Here is a 15,702-nt window from a genome sequence, read left to right on the forward strand (position 1 = left end):
CTGCGGTCGGATCATCATGACACAAGCCTTCGGCCAAACATAACCGAGACTCAGCGGACGCCTTTCATAGGCACAACATATAGGGACAATAGACGACGGTGGTTGTTCTGAATCTATCGAAGTAGGACAATTGTCGGCTTCCCGACATCATCAGCGATATTGAATGGCCTTCCTCGCACTCGGTATTAACCACAAGACTGCCTCCGTAGACGTGCGCGAGCGCGTGGCGTTTACGCCGGAGCAGTTGGTTGAGGCCCTGCAGCAGCTCTGCCGGCTCACCGACAGTCGCGAAGCTGCGATCCTTTCGACCTGCAATCGCAGCGAGCTCTATATAGAGCAGGAACATCTTTCAGCGGATGTCGTACTGCGCTGGCTGGCCGATTTTCACCATTTGAGCCTCGATGACCTGCGTGCGTGTGCTTATGTGCACGAAGAAGATGCGGCAGTTCGTCACATGATGCGTGTGGCAGCCGGTCTCGATTCGCTGGTGCTGGGCGAACCGCAGATTCTCGGCCAGATGAAGTCCGCCTACGCCGTGGCGCGTGAGGCAGGCACCGTCGGCCCGCTGCTGGGCCGGTTGTTCCAGGCCACGTTCAACTCCGCCAAGCAAGTACGCACCGATACAGCCATCGGTGAAAACCCGGTGTCCGTGGCGTTTGCTGCCGTCAGCCTGGCCAAACAGATTTTCAGTGACTTGCAACGCAGCCAGGCGCTGCTGATCGGCGCCGGCGAGACCATCACCCTGGTCGCCCGTCACCTGCATGACCTGGGCGTGAAGCGCATCGTGGTCGCCAACCGTACCCTGGAGCGCGCAAGCATCCTCGCCGAGCAGTTCGGCGCCCATGCTGTGTTGCTATCGGATATCCCGGCCGAACTGGTGCGCAGCGATATCGTCATCAGCTCCACCGCCAGCCAGTTGCCGATTCTTGGCAAGGGCGCGGTCGAGAGCGCGTTGAAGCTGCGCAAGCACAAGCCGATCTTTATGGTGGATATCGCCGTTCCCCGCGATATCGAACCCGAAGTCGGCGAGTTGGACGACGTTTACCTCTATAGCGTCGACGATTTGCACGAAGTGGTCGCCGAAAACCTCAAGAGCCGCCAGGGCGCCGCCCAGGCCGCTGAAGAGATGGTCAGCACGGGCGCCGAAGATTTCATGGTGCGCCTGCGTGAATTGGCGGCGGTGGATGTGCTCAAGGCGTATCGTCAGCAGGGCGAGCGCTTGCGCGACGAGGAGCTGATCAAGGCTCAGCGTTTGTTGGCCAACGGCAGCAGCGCCGAAGAAGTGCTGATGCAACTGGCTCGCGGTCTCACCAACAAGCTGCTCCACGCACCCAGCGTACAATTGAAAAAGCTTACTGCCGAAGGCCGCCTCGATGCGCTGGCCATGGCCCAGGAACTCTTTGCCCTCGGTGAGGGCGCGTCAGATAGCTCTTCGGATAAAAAATCGCAATGAAAGCGTCACTGCTCAATAAACTGGACGTGCTCCAGGACCGTTTCGAAGAACTGACCGCTTTGCTCGGCGATGGCGAAGTCATCTCCGATCAAACCAAGTTCCGTGCCTATTCCAAGGAGTACGCCGACGTTGAGCCGGTGGTGGCTACCTACAAGAACCTGCTCAAAGTGCAGGCCGACCTTGAAGGCGCCCAGGCACTGCTTAAGGACAGCGACCCGGACATGCGCGAGATGGCCGTGGAAGAAGTTCGCGAAGCCAAGGAAAAACTCGCCGCGCTGGAAGGCGATCTGCAACGCATGCTGCTGCCCAAGGACCCGAACGACGGGCGTAATGTCTTCCTCGAAATCCGCGCCGGCACTGGCGGCGACGAGGCGGCGATCTTCTCCGGCGACCTGTTCCGCATGTATTCGCGTTACGCCGAGCGTCGCGGCTGGCGGGTGGAAATCCTGTCCGAGAACGAGGGCGAACACGGCGGCTATAAAGAAGTCATCGCGCGGGTTGAAGGCGATAACGTTTACGGCAAGCTCAAGTTCGAGTCTGGCGCGCACCGCGTACAACGCGTGCCGGCGACCGAGTCCCAAGGTCGTATCCACACTTCCGCGTGCACTGTCGCCGTGCTGCCCGAGCCGGACGAACAGGAGGCCATCGAGATCAATCCGGCGGACTTGCGCATCGATACCTACCGCTCGTCGGGCGCGGGTGGTCAGCACGTCAACAAGACCGACTCCGCCATCCGCATCACCCACTTGCCCTCGGGCATCGTGGTGGAGTGCCAGGAAGAACGTTCCCAGCACAAGAACCGCGCGCGGGCGATGTCGTGGCTGTCGGCCAAGCTCAACGACCAGCAGACCAGCGCCGCCGCCAACGCGATTGCCAGCGAGCGTAAGCTGTTGGTGGGTTCGGGCGATCGCTCCGAACGAATCCGTACCTACAACTTTGCCCAGGGCCGGGTCACCGACCATCGGGTCAACCTCACGCTTTACTCCCTGGACGAGATTCTTGCCGGTGGTGTCGACGCGGTGATCGAGCCGTTGCTCGCCGAATACCAGGCAGATCAACTCGCGGCGATAGGTGAATAAATGACCATCATCGCCAGCCTGCTGCGCGCCGCCGACCTGCCGGACTCGCCCACTGCGCGTCTGGATGCCGAATTGTTGCTGGCGGCGGCGTTGGGCAAGTCGCGCAGTTACCTGCACACCTGGCCGGAAAAAATCGTCACCAGCGAAGACGCGCTGACCTTTGCCGGTTTCCTGCAACGCCGTCGTGGCGGTGAGCCGGTGGCCTATATCCTTGGCCAGCAAGGCTTCTGGAAGTTGGACCTGGAGGTCGCGCCCCACACGCTGATCCCGCGCCCGGACACTGAATTGCTGGTGGAAGCCGCCCTGGAATTGTTAGCGGCCACACCCGCCAAGGTCCTCGACCTGGGCACCGGCAGCGGCGCCATCGCTTTGGCCCTGGCCAGCGAACGCCCGGCCTGGCAGGTCACCGCCGTCGACCGCGTGCTGGAAGCCGTGGCCTTGGCCGAGCGCAATCGCCAGCGGCTGCACCTCACTAACGCCACGGTGCTGAACAGCCATTGGTTCAGCGCGTTGCAAGGTCATACCTATGACCTGATCATCAGCAACCCGCCTTACATCGCCGCCAATGATCCGCACCTTGTGGCGGGCGATGTGCGCTTTGAACCGGCCAGTGCACTGGTGGCCGGCCATGATGGTTTGGACGACTTGCGCCTGATCATCAAACACGCTCCCGCTCACCTGAATGCCGGTGGGCGATTGCTGCTGGAGCATGGTTACGACCAGGCCCCCGCCGTGCGCGACCTGCTATTGAGTGAAGGTTTCGAAGACGTGCACAGCCGTATCGATCTCGGCGGTCACGAGCGCATTACCCTGGGACGCCGTCCGTGCTGACCGATCAGGAGCTGTTGCGCTATAGCCGACAGATTCTGTTGCAGCATGTCGACATTGACGGCCAATTGCGCCTGAAAAACAGCCGGGCGCTGATCATCGGCCTCGGTGGCCTGGGCGCACCCGTTGCGCTTTACCTGGCGGCAGCCGGTGTGGGCGAGTTGCACCTGGCGGACTTCGACACCGTCGACCTGACCAACCTGCAACGCCAGATCATCCATGACACCGACAGCGTCGGGCAGACCAAGGTTGATTCGGCCTTGCGCCGCCTGACGGCTATCAACCCCGAGATCAAGCTGATCGCCCACCGCACCGCCCTGGATGTTGATTCACTGGCAGCCGCGGTCGAAGCGGTGGACGTGGTGCTCGATTGCAGCGATAACTTCTCCACCCGCGAAGCGGTCAACGCGGCTTGCGTCGCGGCGGCTAAACCCTTGATCAGCGGTGCAGCCATTCGCCTTGAAGGGCAGCTGTCGGTATTCGACCCGCGTCGCGCCGAAAGCCCGTGCTACCACTGTTTATACGGGCACGGCAGCGATACCGAACTCACTTGCAGCGAAGCCGGCGTGGTCGGCCCGCTGGTGGGGCTGGTCGGCAGCCTGCAAGCGCTGGAAGCCTTGAAACTGCTGGCCGGGTTCGGTGAGCCGTTGGTGGGCCGCCTGTTGCTCATCGATGCCTTGACCACGCGCTTTCGCGAATTGCGCGTCAAGCGTGACCCCGGTTGTAGCGTCTGCGGGACTCAGCATGGTTAAGGGCGCGCCTATTGGTGTGTTCGACTCCGGTGTCGGCGGTTTGTCGGTATTGGACGAAATCCAGCAATTGTTGCCCCATGAGTCGTTGCTGTACGTGGCCGACTGCGGGCATATCCCCTATGGAGAGAAAACGCCCGCGTTCATTCGCGAGCGATCGCGGTTGGTTGCCGAGTTTTTCCGCGAAAAGGGCGCCAAGGCCTTTGTGATCGCTTGCAATACCGCGACGGTCGCGGCGGTTGCTGACTTGCGCCAGGATTATCCCGACTGGCCACTGGTGGGCATGGAGCCGGCCGTCAAACCGGCCGCCGCAGCGACCCGTAGTGGCGTGGTCGGCGTGCTTGCCACCACCGGTACCCTGCAAAGCGCCAAATTCGCGGCATTACTCGACCGTTTCGCGACGGATGTGCGGGTCATTACCCAACCCTGCCCAGGGCTGGTGGAACTGATTGAAACCGGCGACCTGAACAGCCCCGCCCTGCGCAAGATGTTGCAGGGATACATAGAGCCGCTGCTCAGCGCCGGCTGTGACACCATCATCCTTGGCTGCACCCACTACCCCTTCCTCAAGCCACTCCTGGCGCAGATGTTGCCTCCCAGCATCATCCTCATCGACACCGGCGCTGCCGTGGCCCGCCAGCTCAAGCGTTTGCTGGGCGAGCGCGACCTGTTGGCCGACGGCAAGCCTGAACCTGCACAGTTCTGGACCAGTGGCGATGTGTATCAGCTAAGAAATATCCTACCGACACTATGGAAATATCCGGGCGTTGTGCGAAGCTTTGGTGCGTGAAAATTTCGTGAAATTCCGGTGTTATCCACTGGAACTTCTGACTACACGCCAGCTTCTATAGCGAGATAGCCTGTACAAAACCATATAACTTCGTTCGGAAAGGATGTTTCTTATGAAGCGCTTGTTCTGTTTGGCTGCGATTGCGGCCGCAGTAGTGGGGCACTCTGTTTCAGCGCAGGCCGCTGGCCTGGAGTTGGGTGTGGGGGGCACCAGCGATTCGACCATGACCTATCGGCTGGGGCTGACATCGGACTGGGATAAAAGCTGGTGGCAGAGCGATACCGGTCGATTGACCGGTTACTGGAGCGGCGCCTACACCTATTGGGACGGAGACAAGCGCGCCAGCGTCAGCAGCCTGTCGTTCTCGCCGGTGTTCGTGTACGAGTTTGCCGGGGAAAAGATCAAGCCTTATATCGAAGCCGGGATTGGTGTTGCGGTGTTCTCGCGCACCAAAGTGGAAGACAACAACATCGGCCAGGCTTTCCAGTTCGAAGACCGTCTGGGTTTCGGCCTGCGCTTCGCGGGTGGGCATGAAGTGGGCATTCGTGCCACGCATTATTCCAACGCCGGCATCAGCAGCAATAACGATGGTGTAGAGAGTTACGCGCTGCATTACACCATGCCGCTGTAACCTTCAGGCCGTTGAGGATCCCCTGTGGGAGCGGGCTTGCTCGCGAAAGCGGTGTGTCAGTTGATACACCGCTTTCGCGAGCAAGCCCGCTCCCACATTTAGATCCCCGCTCATTTCATGATCAGCGATACGCCGTCGCAATCCCTTCGCGTTCGGTCAGGCACTCCGGCGCTCCCATCTCGAATTCCCGGCAGATCAGCGGCCGTCGCTCGTAGATCGTACACATCATCGTGTCCCGATCCAGCGCCGCGCACCAGCCGTCGTCCAGGCGCAGCATCACTTCGCCGCCCCAGTCATCGGTGTCGATATAGCGCTCCGGCACGCCGGTGTCGGTGATCAGCATGACCTCCAACTGACAGCAGCAAGCCGCGCAGGTCGAGCAGGTGACCGCGGGTTCGGTGATTTGGGTGTGGGGGATGTTCGTCATAGGGGGCAGTGTAAGGCAAGCGGGTGATACAGGTGTGAAACGACTGACAGGCGTCAGCGTGCCAATCGGTGCAACCCTACAAACACCACCGCCCACAGCAGCGCCAGGACAACCATCGTCGGCGCGAGGGCGAAGCCAAATTTCACCCCCGCCAATTGGCTGCCTGCAAAGTAGGAAAGCGGGCCGCCCACTGCGCCCAATATTGCCGCACGCCACCAGGGACGGGCGCTCCAGGCCAGGCAATGGCGCAATGTCGTCGCGAGCAACGCCCACAACAGGATCAACCAGAAGGGAATCAGCGGCCCCGGTTCCGTGAACTGGAACACGCCCAGCGCACGCAACGTGGTATCCAATAACGTGCCTACGACCGTTACGGCCAGGATCAGCTTGCCGTCGGCGGCCCACGAACTTATCCACAGCAGATGAATGGCAAGTACGGCCAGCCCGACCAGTAGCCACACGCTGTCACCGCCAAGCACACAAGCAAACCAGCCGCATTGAAACAGCACGGCATTGGACAGTGTCTTAAGCACTGAAACGACCGAGCAGCGGCGGGTTGATCGCGGATGGTTTGGCCAACAGCAATTGCGCGGTGCCGATGGTGCGTTCCATAAAACCGCCTTCGCAGTAGCACAGGTAAAACTCCCACAACCGCAGGAAGTATTCGTCGTAGCCCAATTCTGCCAGGCGGCCGTGCGCGCGGCGAAAATTCTCATGCCACAGGCGCAAGGTGCGCGCGTAGTGCAGGCCGAAATCTTCCATGTGCAGCAGGTTCATATCGGTGTCGCGGCTGACGATCTGCAGCATTTTTTGCACGCAGGGCAGGGCGCCGCCCGGGAAGATATAGCGCTGGATAAAGTCGACGTTGGTTTTGGCCTGCTCGTAGCGTTGGTCGCGAATGGTGATGGCTTGCAGCAACATCAGGCCGTCGCTCTTGAGCAGGTGCGCGCACTGTTTGAAGTAGGTTGGCAGGAAGCGATGACCCACCGCCTCGATCATCTCGATCGACACGAGCTTGTCGTACTGGCCCGTAAGGTCGCGGTAATCCTGTAACAGCAGCGTGACTTGATCCTGCAGCCCCAGGGCGACGATGCGTTTTTCAGTGTAGGCAAACTGCTCTTTGGACAAGGTCGTGGTGGTGACCTTGCAGCCATACTGCTGCGCCGCATACAGCGCCATGCTGCCCCAGCCGGTGCCGATTTCCAGCAGGTGGTCGCTGGGCTTGAGGGCGAGCTTCTGGCAGATGCGCTCCAGTTTATTCAGTTGCGCCTGTTCCAGGGTGTCGTCGGCGGTCAGGAATTGCGCCGCCGAGTACATCATGGTCGGGTCGAGGAACTCTTCGAACAGGTCATTGCCCAGGTCATAGTGGGCGGCAATGTTTTTCTGCGAGCCCTTGCGCGTATTGCGGTTGAGCCAGTGCAGGCCCTGGGTGAACGGACGTGTCAGGCGTGCCAGGCCACCTTCCATTGCATCGAGTACGTCGAGGTTACTGACCATCACGCGCACCACCGCCGTGAGGTCCGGGCTGCTCCAGTAACCGTGGATAAAGGCTTCTCCGGCACCGATGGAACCGTTGGCCGCCACCAGGCCCCACACGGCCGAATCCAGGATCTGGATCTCCCCCAACAGATGCGCTTCCCGTGCACCGAATACCTGGCGCTCGCCGTCCTCGATCACCACCAACTGACCATGGCGCAACTGGCTGAGTTGCCGCAGCACGGCCTTGCGCAGCAGCGCGGCGGTCATGCCGTTGACGTTCAGGCGATGGGTTTTGACCGATAAGCTAGGGGATTTCATGGCGGCGATCCTTGGTGTACCCGACTGCGGTGCGAGAGGCGCCATCGGCGGCCCGGTGGGAAAAAATCGGTGTGCGTTTGAGCAACAGGCGCAGGGCCTGCCAATAGATCGCGAGGCAGGTCTTGGCGGTCATCCAGGGAAAGCGCCACAAGTAGCGGTGCAGGCTGGTGCGGTTCAGCGTCTCTTTCTGCAGGCTCAAGGTGGCGTCGAAGACTTTCAATTCGCCCTGCCAATCGGCCATGTGCACGCCGAGTTTGGCGGCGGGCGGGCTGAAGCTCATGCGGTATTCCAGGTCGCGCGGCAAGAATGGTGACACATGGAAGGCCTTGGCGACGGCGAAGTGCTGGTGCTCATTCGCGTTCAGTGCCTGGGCCGGCAGCACGTAGTGATAACGCTCGCGCCACGGGGTGTTGGTCACTTCACACAGGATCGCGGCCAGACGTCCGTCGGCCTCGAAGCAGTAGAAGAAACTCACGGGATTAAAAGCCAGGCCCCAACTGCGGGCCTGGGTCAGTAGGCAGATAACGCCCTGGGGTGTACGCCCCAGTGCCTTGCCGACTTCCTGGCGCACGGCATCGCTCAAGCTCATGCCGGTGCGCGTCAATTCACGCAGGTAGTCCTGCTGGCGAAAACCGAAAGGCGCCAGGCGGCTGCGCCCGGCCAGGGGCGTAAGCCCGAGCACTTCGTGTTCCTCGCTCAGGTCCAGGTACAGCAGGCCGATGCGGTACCGAAAGGCGTGGGCCTTGGGCGCAAACCGGCGATGGGCAATCCAGCCGCTGTACAGGGCGCTGTTCACAGGGCTTCTCCAAACGCCTGGGCCACGTGCAGGGCGCTGACCACGCCGTCTTCGTGGAAACCGTTGGCCCAGTAGGCACCGCAGTAGAAGGTGTTGCGCACGCCGGATATTTCTTCCCGGCGTCCCTGGGCCGCCACTGCCGCCAGACTGTATTGCGGGTGGGCGTAGGTGTAGCGGGCAAGAATCTTCAGCGGGTTGATCATCGGCGTCTGGTTGAGGCTGACGCAAAACGTGGTGTCGCTGTCGATGCCTTGCAGGATGTTCATGTCATAGGTGACCGCCGCCTGCGTCTGACGGTTGGGGGTGAGCCGGTAGTTCCAGCTGGCCCAGGCCAATTGGCGGTCGGGTAACAGGCGCGTGTCGGTGTGCAGCACGACATCATTGTCGGCATAGGGCAGTGCGCCCAATATTTGCAGCTCGGACTCGCTGGGGTCGCCGAGCAACGCCAGCGCTTGGTCGCTGTGGCAGGCAAACACCACCTTGTCGAAGGCTTCGGTGCCGGCGGCACTGTGGACCACCACGCCCTCTTCATTGCGCTCCACCAGATGCACCGGGCAATCGAGGCGGATATGTTCGCGAAAGTTGCGGGTCAGGGGGTCGATATAGCTGCTTGAGCCACCCTCGATCACACACCACTGTGGCCGGTTGTTCACCGAGAGCAGCCCGTGATTCTTGAAAAAGCGCACAAAGAACTGCAGCGGAAATTTCAGCATGTCCACCAGCGACATCGACCAGATCGCGGCACCCATCGGCACGATGTAATGCAGGATGAACCGCGGGCCATAGCCTTTCGCTTCGAGGTAATCCCCCAGCGTCATGTCGGCGCTTATGCGTTGCTCTTGCAGGTCCAGCGGTGCCTCGCGATTGAAACGCAGGATGTCGCGCAACATGCCCCAGAACCCGGGCGACAGGATGTTGCTGCGCTGGGCAAACAGGCTGTTGATGTTGTTGCCGTTGTACTCGAACCGGGTGTTTTCGTCGCACACCGAAAAGCTCATTTCAGTGGGTTTGAACTTCACCCCGATCTGCCCTAACAGGCGGATGAAGTTCGGGTAGGTCCAGTCGTTGAACACGATAAAACCGGTGTCTATCGCGTAGCTTTTATCGTCGACGGTGACGTTGACCGTGTGGGTATGCCCGCCGATGCGGTTGCCCGCTTCGAACAGCGTGATTTCATGACGACGGCCGAGCAGGTAGGCACTGGTCAGCCCCGCGATGCCGCTGCCGATGATGGCGATCTTCATAGGTCGTCCTTCTTCGGCGGCGGGCTGCGCAACATGCGTTTACCGATGATCAGTTGTGCGCGGTTTGGCAGTTTCGACAGCGGCCACAGGGTGGCGATAAACAGGGCGGGAAAGGCAATTTCCAGCGGGCGTTTTTCCAGCTTGGCGAAGATGTGCCGCGCGGCTTTGTCCGCCGACCAACTGAGCGGCATGGGGAAGTCATTGCGTTCGGTCAGTGGCGTATCGACAAAGCCCGGACTGATCACGGTCACGTCGATATTTTCCGGCGACAGGCTGATGCGCAGGGACTCGAACAGGTAGCGCAAGCCAGCCTTGGAGGCGCCATAGGCTTCGGCGCGCGGCATTGGCAAGTAGGTCACGGCGCTGGCGACACCCACCAAGTGTGGCGTCTGCCCGGCGCGCAACAGCGGCAGGGCGGCTTCGATGCAATAACTGCTCGCCAGCAGGTTGGTACGAACCACGTGCTCGATGATCGATGAGTCGAACTGACGTGCGTCCACGTACTCGCAGGTGCCGGCATTGAGGATCACCGTGTCCAGCGAACCCCAGACCACGCCGATATGCTCGCCGATCTCGCGCACGGTCTGGCTGTTGGTCAGGTCGCCCGCCACCACCAGCACTTGGCCGGGGTAGCGTTGCGCGAGCGCTTCCAAAGGCCCTTTGGTGCGGGAACTGAGCGCCACATGGGCGCCGCTGTTGAGCAACTCCACGGCCAGTGCGGCACCGATACCACTGCTGGCGCCAGTCAGCCAATAACGGCGGGGCGGTGTCAGGCTCATCCCATTCTCCTTTTAAGCCAGCTGATGACGCTGCCCAGCACGGGCAAGTGTTCGTACAGCATGGCGCCGGCATCGAAATAGTCCCGGTGGCGGTACACCTTGTCGCGCCACATCAAGTGCGAGCAACCTTCCACCCGGATCACTTTGCCGTTGGCCAGGCGAGGGTGGCAAAAACTCATTTTCCAGCGCAAGTAACCTTCGCCTTCGGCGACCTGGTCGAAACTGTGGAAGTCAAAGCGCAGCTGGCTGACGTTGCTGTACAGATCGGCGAAGTAGCGGTGCAGGGCTGGCAAGCCATGGACTTCGTGCAGCGGGTCGGCGAAAGCAATGTCCTGGCTGTACAGGCTGTCGAGCAGGTGCAAGTTGTGCTTGTCCAGCGCGGTGAAGGCCTGGGCGAAGCGGCGCAGGAAGTCACTCATAGTCGCCCCCTGCGGCTTGGCGCGAGGGCAGGTTGCGGAAAGCGGCCAGCGCACGTTCACGGGATTTTTTCAGGTCGACGATCGAGCGCGGGTAGTCAGCCACGCCGAACAGGCCGCCGGCGGCTTCGGGGTTGTGCACGTCCTTTTTATTCAGCGCGGCCAGTTCCGGCAGCCAGTGCTTGATGAACACGCCTTCAGCGTCGAATTTCTCCGATTGGCTCAACGGGCTGAAAATCCGAAAGTATGGCGCGGAGTCGGTGCCGGTGGATGAACTCCACTGCCAGCCGCCGTTGTTCGCCGCCAGGTCGCCGTCGATCAGGTGGCGCATGAAAAAACGCTCGCCTTCGCGCCAGTCAATCAGCAGGTTCTTGGTCAGGAACATCGCCACCACCATGCGCAGGCGGTTATGCATCCAGCCGGTTTCCAGCAGTTGGCGCATGGCCGCATCGATGATCGGCAAGCCGGTGCGCGCTTCCTGCCAGGCGGCGAGGTCCTTGGGCGCGTTGCGCCAGGCCACGGCTTCGGTTTCCGGGCGGAACGCGCGGTGGCGCGACACCCGTGGGTAACCGACCAGGATGTGTTTGTAGAACTCGCGCCACAGCAATTCATTGATCCAGGTGATGGCGCCCAGGTCGCCACTTTCGAACTCGCCGCCGTTGGTTTGCAGCGCGGCATGCAGGCACTGTCGCGGCGAAACGACGCCCGCTGCAAGGTAGGCAGACAACTGGCTGGTACCGGGTTTCGCGGGGAAGTCGCGTTCGTCTTTGTAGTAGCTGATTTGCTGATCGGCGAAGGCATCGAGGCGCCGCCGGGCTTCGTCTTCACCGGCTGGCCAGAGGGCGCGCAGGCTGTCGCTGGGTGGGGCGAAACCTTCGACTGTGTTCGGGACGGGATCGCTTTTCAGCTTGAGCGGCGCCTGGGCCTTTGGCGCTGCAACCATGCGCGGCAGGGCGCTGTGCAGGCGGGTGTAGCAGACTTTACGGAACTGGCTGAACACCTGGAAATAAGTGCCGGTCTTGGTCAGTACACTGCCGGGTTGGAAGAACAGTTGATCGAGGTAGCGGTGGAACGTCACGCCATCGGCTTCCAAAGCCTTGTACACGGCAGCATCACGACGACTTTCGTGAATGCCATATTCTTCGTTGACGTGCACCGACTCCGCCGACAGCTCGCGGCACAGCTTGCTCAGTACGTCGGGCGCTTGGTCCCAAGTGGCTGCGGTGCGGATCAGCAGGGGAATATTCAGCGCGCCCAGCGTTTTGCTCAGGTCTTGCAGGTTGCGCAGCCAGAAGTCCACTTTGCACGGCGCATCATCGTGGGACTGCCATTGCTGCGGCGTGATCAGGTACACGGCCGCAATCGGGCCCCGCTGGCTCGCGGCGGCCAGAGCAGTGTTGTCGTGCAGGCGCAGGTCGGTGCGCAGCCAGATCAAATGCATTTAAACAAGTCCACGCTGGATCAGCAGTTGGTGGGCCGACAACGGATCTTCGGCGACGAACAATTCGGGGAGGTCATGGGGTAATACGGACAACTCGGCCTGGTGGATGCATACCGTTGGTCCGACAATCAACTTTGGGCAACTGACGCCACCCAGAAGTTTTGCGAACGCCGACAGATGGAGCGACTTGCTCGAATAGAGCAGCACCGCACGCGGTTGCAGGTGTTCCACCGCCAGGGCCAGCTCACCGGCGGGCAGCGGCCAGTCGAACACTTCCACCGGGCAGTCGGCGCTGCTGGCGAGCCAGGCGCTGAGCCACAGGTGCGGCTCCAGGGGCAGGTCGGATTGGTTGACCAACAGCAGCGGCGCACCATGCAGCTGACGATTATTGTGGTAGATGCGCGCGCCAAATTTGCTGCGCAGCCAGGACAGGAAAAACACCCGTTCCATCTGCGCGCCGAACTGGCCTTGCCAGCGTTGTTCCAGCTCCTGCAGCAACGGCAGCAGCAGTTGCTCGCACAGGGTGCGGGGCGGGTAGAGCGCCATGGCCTGGTTGAAGGCGTCATCCACCCGGCGCTCGGTCAATTCGCTGATGGCTTGCACCAGGTTCTGGCGCAGGCTGTGCCATTCGTTTTCGACGGCATCGGGAATGGCCTGGGCGGAGTCGATCAGGCCTTTGACCTGGCTGACCGGTACGCCGCGATTGAGCCAGGTGAGGATGGTGTGGATACGTTGTACATGCTCGGCGCTGAACAGCCGATGCCCCTTGGGTGTGCGCTGGGGCACGATGAGGCCGTAACGACGTTCCCAGGCGCGCAGGGTCACGGCGTTGACACCGGTCTGGCGCGCCACTTCGCGGATCGGCAGCCAGCCATCTTCGAGGGCTTGGGCGAAGTCTTCGCCGGGTTCGTCTAGCAGGGCAACTTTCATGGTCTAGATCGCATTTCGCAGGCTGAGGTTTTCCGGGTGCGGTTGCAGATAGGCCTGCTGCGCGATGTAGCGGTCCGGGTGTTGACGAAAGTGGTGCTTGAGCAGGGTCATCGGCACCACCAAAGGCACGATGCCGTGGCGGTATTGGCCGATGACGGTTTGCATTTCCTGCTTGTCGTCGGCGCTGATGGCCTGCTTGAGGTAACCGCTGATGTGTTGCAGCACATTGGTGTGGGTGCCACGGGTGGCGCACTTGGTCAGGCCGGTCATCAGCTCGCTGAAATAACCGCTGGCCAATTCATCCAGGTTGGCGTCCTTGGTCATGCTGCCCAGCAGGTGGCCGAGGCTTTTGTAATGCGCCGGACTGTGGGCCATCAACAAGTATTTGTAGCGCGAATGAAAGGCCAGCAGGCGGTGACGGGTCAGGCCTTCGGCCAGCAGTTGCTGCCAACTGGCGTACACGAATACGCGAGTCAGGAAGTTTTCACGCAGCACCGGGTCATTCAGCCGACCGTCTTCTTCCACCGGCAGATTGGGATGGCGGGCACAAAAGGCCTGGGCGTAGATACCGCGCCCGCCGCCGTCCACCGGAGTGCCATTTTCGCGGTACACCTTGACCCGCTCCAGGCCACAGGACGGCGACTTCTGCATGAAAATGTAGCCGCACAGGTCGGTGTGTTCCGCCGCCATCTGCTGGCCATAGTCGTCCAGCGGCTGGGTGACGTTCAGCTCGCGGTTCACCGTGCCGACGGCTTGCGGGTGAGCAGGGTCGCCCACCAGGCGGATGGGTTCGCGGGGAATGCCCAGGCCAATGGCGACTTCGGGGCACAGCGGCACAAAGTCGAAATAATCGGCGAGAGTCTGGCTGCACAGCAGGGATTGTTTATGGCCACCGTTGAAGCGCACGTTTTCGCCCAGCAGGCAGGCGCTGATGGCGATCTTCGGTTTGGTGATGCTGGACATAAACGAACCCTCGCAAGATTCCTGTACAAGGTTTTAATCTTGTACAACTAAATCCCATCATAGATTCGATGCTGTACAAGTCAAACTATTTGTACAAGTTTTGCGCGTTGGCTATTTCCAGCCGATTTTCCAGGCGTCGATATCCTGCAGGGTTTGCCAGGGCAGGCGTTCGCTGCGGTGGGTCATGACCGCTTGCAGTTCGATTTCCAGCACGGTGCCTTCATCATCACGAAACAATTCGGTGACCAGGAAGTGTTTTTCCTTGTTTCGGGGGCGCGCTGCTGTCCATTTTGACAGCAGCAGTTTTGCGGGATTGATGCGGTTCATTGCAGGTGTTCCATCAAGCGTCGCGCGGCTTCCTGGCCACTGAGCCATGCACCTTCTACCCGGCCCGACAGGCACCAGTCGCCACACACGTACAGGCCCAGATCGGCGTCGGCCAGTACGCCGAATTCATGACTGCTGGACGGTCGCGCATAGAGCCAGCGGTGCGCCAGGCTGAACGACGGCGCGGGCATGGCGCTGTGCAGCAGTTCGGCGAAAGCGCCGTGCAGGTGCTCGATCACCGCCTCCTTCGACAGGTCCAGATGGGCCCTGCTCCATGCGCTGGTGGCATGCAATACCCACGTGTCGAGGTGGGTGTCGCGCCCCGGTTTGCTGCGGTTGCGCGCGAGCCAATCGAGGGGGCTGTCCTGGACGAAGCAGCCCTCCATCGGCGTATCCAGGGGCTTGTCGAACGCCAGGGCGATGGCCCAGGTAGGGTCCATCTTCACGCCAGCGGCGGCACTGGCCAACTTGGGTGCGGCAGCCAGCAGGGCGGTGGCCTGGGGCGCTGGAGTGGCGATGATCACGTGACTGAACGGGCCGTGGTTTTCGCCGTCGGCATCCAGCAGGTTCCAGTGTTGTTTGCCCTGGAACACCTCGGTGATGCGGCAACCGAACTCCACCGGCAGGTCGTCGAGCAGCGCACGGGTGATCGCGCTCATGCGCGGCGTGCCGACCCAGCGGATCTGTTCATCGGGAGAGGGCGTGAGTTGGCCGGACTTGAAGTTGTACAGCTGGGGCTTCCATTGCTCGGCCCAGCCATTGCTTTGCCAGCGTTGCACTTCGTTGACGAAGCGCCGGTCACGGGCGGTGAAGTATTGCGCCCCCATGTCCAGAGAGCCGGCATCGCTGCGCTTGCTGGACATGCGGCCACCACTGCCGCGGCTTTTATCGAAGAGTTGTACGACGTGCCCCGCGTCTCGTAACGCTCGGGCGGCGGAGAGACCGGCGATGCCGGTGCCGATGATCGCGATGGGAACAGTCATGGGAGGCCTCGTTTTACCGTTGGTACAGACTACGCCGACACCAATAGCTGTACAATATTGTTTTTTGGT

At 61.2% G+C, this 15,702-nt stretch carries 18 protein-coding genes; 6 read left to right on the forward strand and 12 right to left on the reverse strand.

The window, feature by feature from the left end:
* The first annotated feature begins 163 nt into the window (after positions 1 to 163).
* From hemA to BMZ57_RS06305, 6 genes are all read left to right on the forward strand, one after another.
* Positions 164 to 1,453 (forward strand): glutamyl-tRNA reductase, encoded by a 1,290-nt coding sequence (gene hemA / locus BMZ57_RS06280; protein ID WP_010213311.1) that lies wholly within the window; start codon positions 164 to 166, stop codon positions 1,451 to 1,453.
* Positions 1,450 to 2,532 carry a peptide chain release factor 1 gene (gene prfA / locus BMZ57_RS06285; RefSeq protein ID WP_010213310.1) on the forward strand — a complete coding sequence of 361 codons (1,083 nt, stop codon included), beginning with the start codon at positions 1,450 to 1,452 and terminating at the stop codon, positions 2,530 to 2,532. The genes hemA and prfA overlap by 4 nt, the downstream gene beginning before the upstream one ends.
* On the forward strand, positions 2,533 to 3,363 hold the full coding sequence (gene prmC, locus BMZ57_RS06290; RefSeq protein ID WP_010213309.1) for a peptide chain release factor N(5)-glutamine methyltransferase: 831 nt from the start codon (positions 2,533 to 2,535) through the stop codon (positions 3,361 to 3,363). It begins immediately after the preceding gene.
* The gene (locus BMZ57_RS06295; RefSeq protein WP_010213308.1) at positions 3,357 to 4,112 is read left to right on the forward strand and encodes a molybdopterin-synthase adenylyltransferase MoeB; all 756 of its coding nucleotides are present in this window, start codon (positions 3,357 to 3,359) and stop codon (positions 4,110 to 4,112) included. Before prmC ends, BMZ57_RS06295 begins: the two co-directional genes overlap by 7 nt.
* Entirely contained in the window at positions 4,105 to 4,899 is a 795-nt protein-coding gene (gene murI, locus BMZ57_RS06300; RefSeq protein ID WP_010213307.1) for a glutamate racemase, read from the forward strand. The genes BMZ57_RS06295 and murI overlap by 8 nt, the downstream gene beginning before the upstream one ends.
* Positions 4,900 to 5,011: 112 nt before the next feature.
* Positions 5,012 to 5,530 (forward strand): acyloxyacyl hydrolase, encoded by a 519-nt coding sequence (locus tag BMZ57_RS06305; RefSeq protein WP_069673370.1) that lies wholly within the window; start codon positions 5,012 to 5,014, stop codon positions 5,528 to 5,530.
* A gap of 121 nt (positions 5,531 to 5,651) precedes the next feature.
* Here BMZ57_RS06305 and BMZ57_RS06310 read toward each other — a convergent pair whose 3' ends face one another.
* From BMZ57_RS06310 to BMZ57_RS06365, 12 genes are all read right to left on the reverse strand, one after another.
* A complete protein-coding gene (locus BMZ57_RS06310; RefSeq protein ID WP_016977069.1) occupies positions 5,652 to 5,957 on the reverse strand; it encodes a YkgJ family cysteine cluster protein in 306 nt (101 codons plus the stop codon).
* Between the two features lie 53 nt (positions 5,958 to 6,010).
* A complete protein-coding gene (locus BMZ57_RS06315) occupies positions 6,011 to 6,490 on the reverse strand; it encodes a DUF2878 domain-containing protein (protein ID WP_069673369.1) in 480 nt (159 codons plus the stop codon).
* Complete coding sequence (locus BMZ57_RS06320; protein WP_010213303.1) at positions 6,483 to 7,754, reverse strand: SAM-dependent methyltransferase; 1,272 nt, start codon at positions 7,752 to 7,754, stop codon at positions 6,483 to 6,485. The genes BMZ57_RS06315 and BMZ57_RS06320 overlap by 8 nt, the downstream gene beginning before the upstream one ends.
* Complete coding sequence (locus BMZ57_RS06325; RefSeq protein WP_010213302.1) at positions 7,741 to 8,550, reverse strand: DUF1365 domain-containing protein; 810 nt, start codon at positions 8,548 to 8,550, stop codon at positions 7,741 to 7,743. The genes BMZ57_RS06320 and BMZ57_RS06325 overlap by 14 nt, the downstream gene beginning before the upstream one ends.
* The gene (locus BMZ57_RS06330; RefSeq protein WP_069673368.1) at positions 8,547 to 9,794 is read right to left on the reverse strand and encodes an NAD(P)/FAD-dependent oxidoreductase; all 1,248 of its coding nucleotides are present in this window, start codon (positions 9,792 to 9,794) and stop codon (positions 8,547 to 8,549) included. Before BMZ57_RS06330 ends, BMZ57_RS06325 begins: the two co-directional genes overlap by 4 nt.
* A complete protein-coding gene (locus BMZ57_RS06335; protein WP_010213299.1) occupies positions 9,791 to 10,573 on the reverse strand; it encodes an SDR family NAD(P)-dependent oxidoreductase in 783 nt (260 codons plus the stop codon). The genes BMZ57_RS06330 and BMZ57_RS06335 overlap by 4 nt, the downstream gene beginning before the upstream one ends.
* The gene (locus tag BMZ57_RS06340) at positions 10,570 to 10,992 is read right to left on the reverse strand and encodes a nuclear transport factor 2 family protein (protein ID WP_010213297.1); all 423 of its coding nucleotides are present in this window, start codon (positions 10,990 to 10,992) and stop codon (positions 10,570 to 10,572) included. The genes BMZ57_RS06335 and BMZ57_RS06340 overlap by 4 nt, the downstream gene beginning before the upstream one ends.
* The gene (phrB, locus tag BMZ57_RS06345; protein WP_044286615.1) at positions 10,985 to 12,430 is read right to left on the reverse strand and encodes a deoxyribodipyrimidine photo-lyase; all 1,446 of its coding nucleotides are present in this window, start codon (positions 12,428 to 12,430) and stop codon (positions 10,985 to 10,987) included. The genes BMZ57_RS06340 and phrB overlap by 8 nt, the downstream gene beginning before the upstream one ends.
* Positions 12,431 to 13,360, reverse strand: coding sequence for a MerR family transcriptional regulator (locus BMZ57_RS06350; RefSeq protein WP_069673367.1), 930 nt, complete (start codon positions 13,358 to 13,360; stop codon positions 12,431 to 12,433). It abuts the gene before it with no gap.
* Between the two features lie 3 nt (positions 13,361 to 13,363).
* A complete protein-coding gene (locus BMZ57_RS06355; protein ID WP_010213292.1) occupies positions 13,364 to 14,323 on the reverse strand; it encodes a YbgA family protein in 960 nt (319 codons plus the stop codon).
* Positions 14,324 to 14,434: 111 nt separating this feature from the next.
* Positions 14,435 to 14,650 carry a TIGR02450 family Trp-rich protein gene (locus tag BMZ57_RS06360; RefSeq protein WP_010213290.1) on the reverse strand — a complete coding sequence of 72 codons (216 nt, stop codon included), beginning with the start codon at positions 14,648 to 14,650 and terminating at the stop codon, positions 14,435 to 14,437.
* Positions 14,647 to 15,633 carry an NAD(P)/FAD-dependent oxidoreductase gene (locus BMZ57_RS06365; RefSeq protein WP_010213289.1) on the reverse strand — a complete coding sequence of 329 codons (987 nt, stop codon included), beginning with the start codon at positions 15,631 to 15,633 and terminating at the stop codon, positions 14,647 to 14,649. The genes BMZ57_RS06360 and BMZ57_RS06365 overlap by 4 nt, the downstream gene beginning before the upstream one ends.
* Between the last annotated feature and the right edge of the window lie 69 nt (positions 15,634 to 15,702).

The sequence above is a fragment of the Pseudomonas simiae genome, assembly GCF_900111895.1.
GTDB classification, from domain to species: domain Bacteria; phylum Pseudomonadota; class Gammaproteobacteria; order Pseudomonadales; family Pseudomonadaceae; genus Aquipseudomonas; species Aquipseudomonas simiae.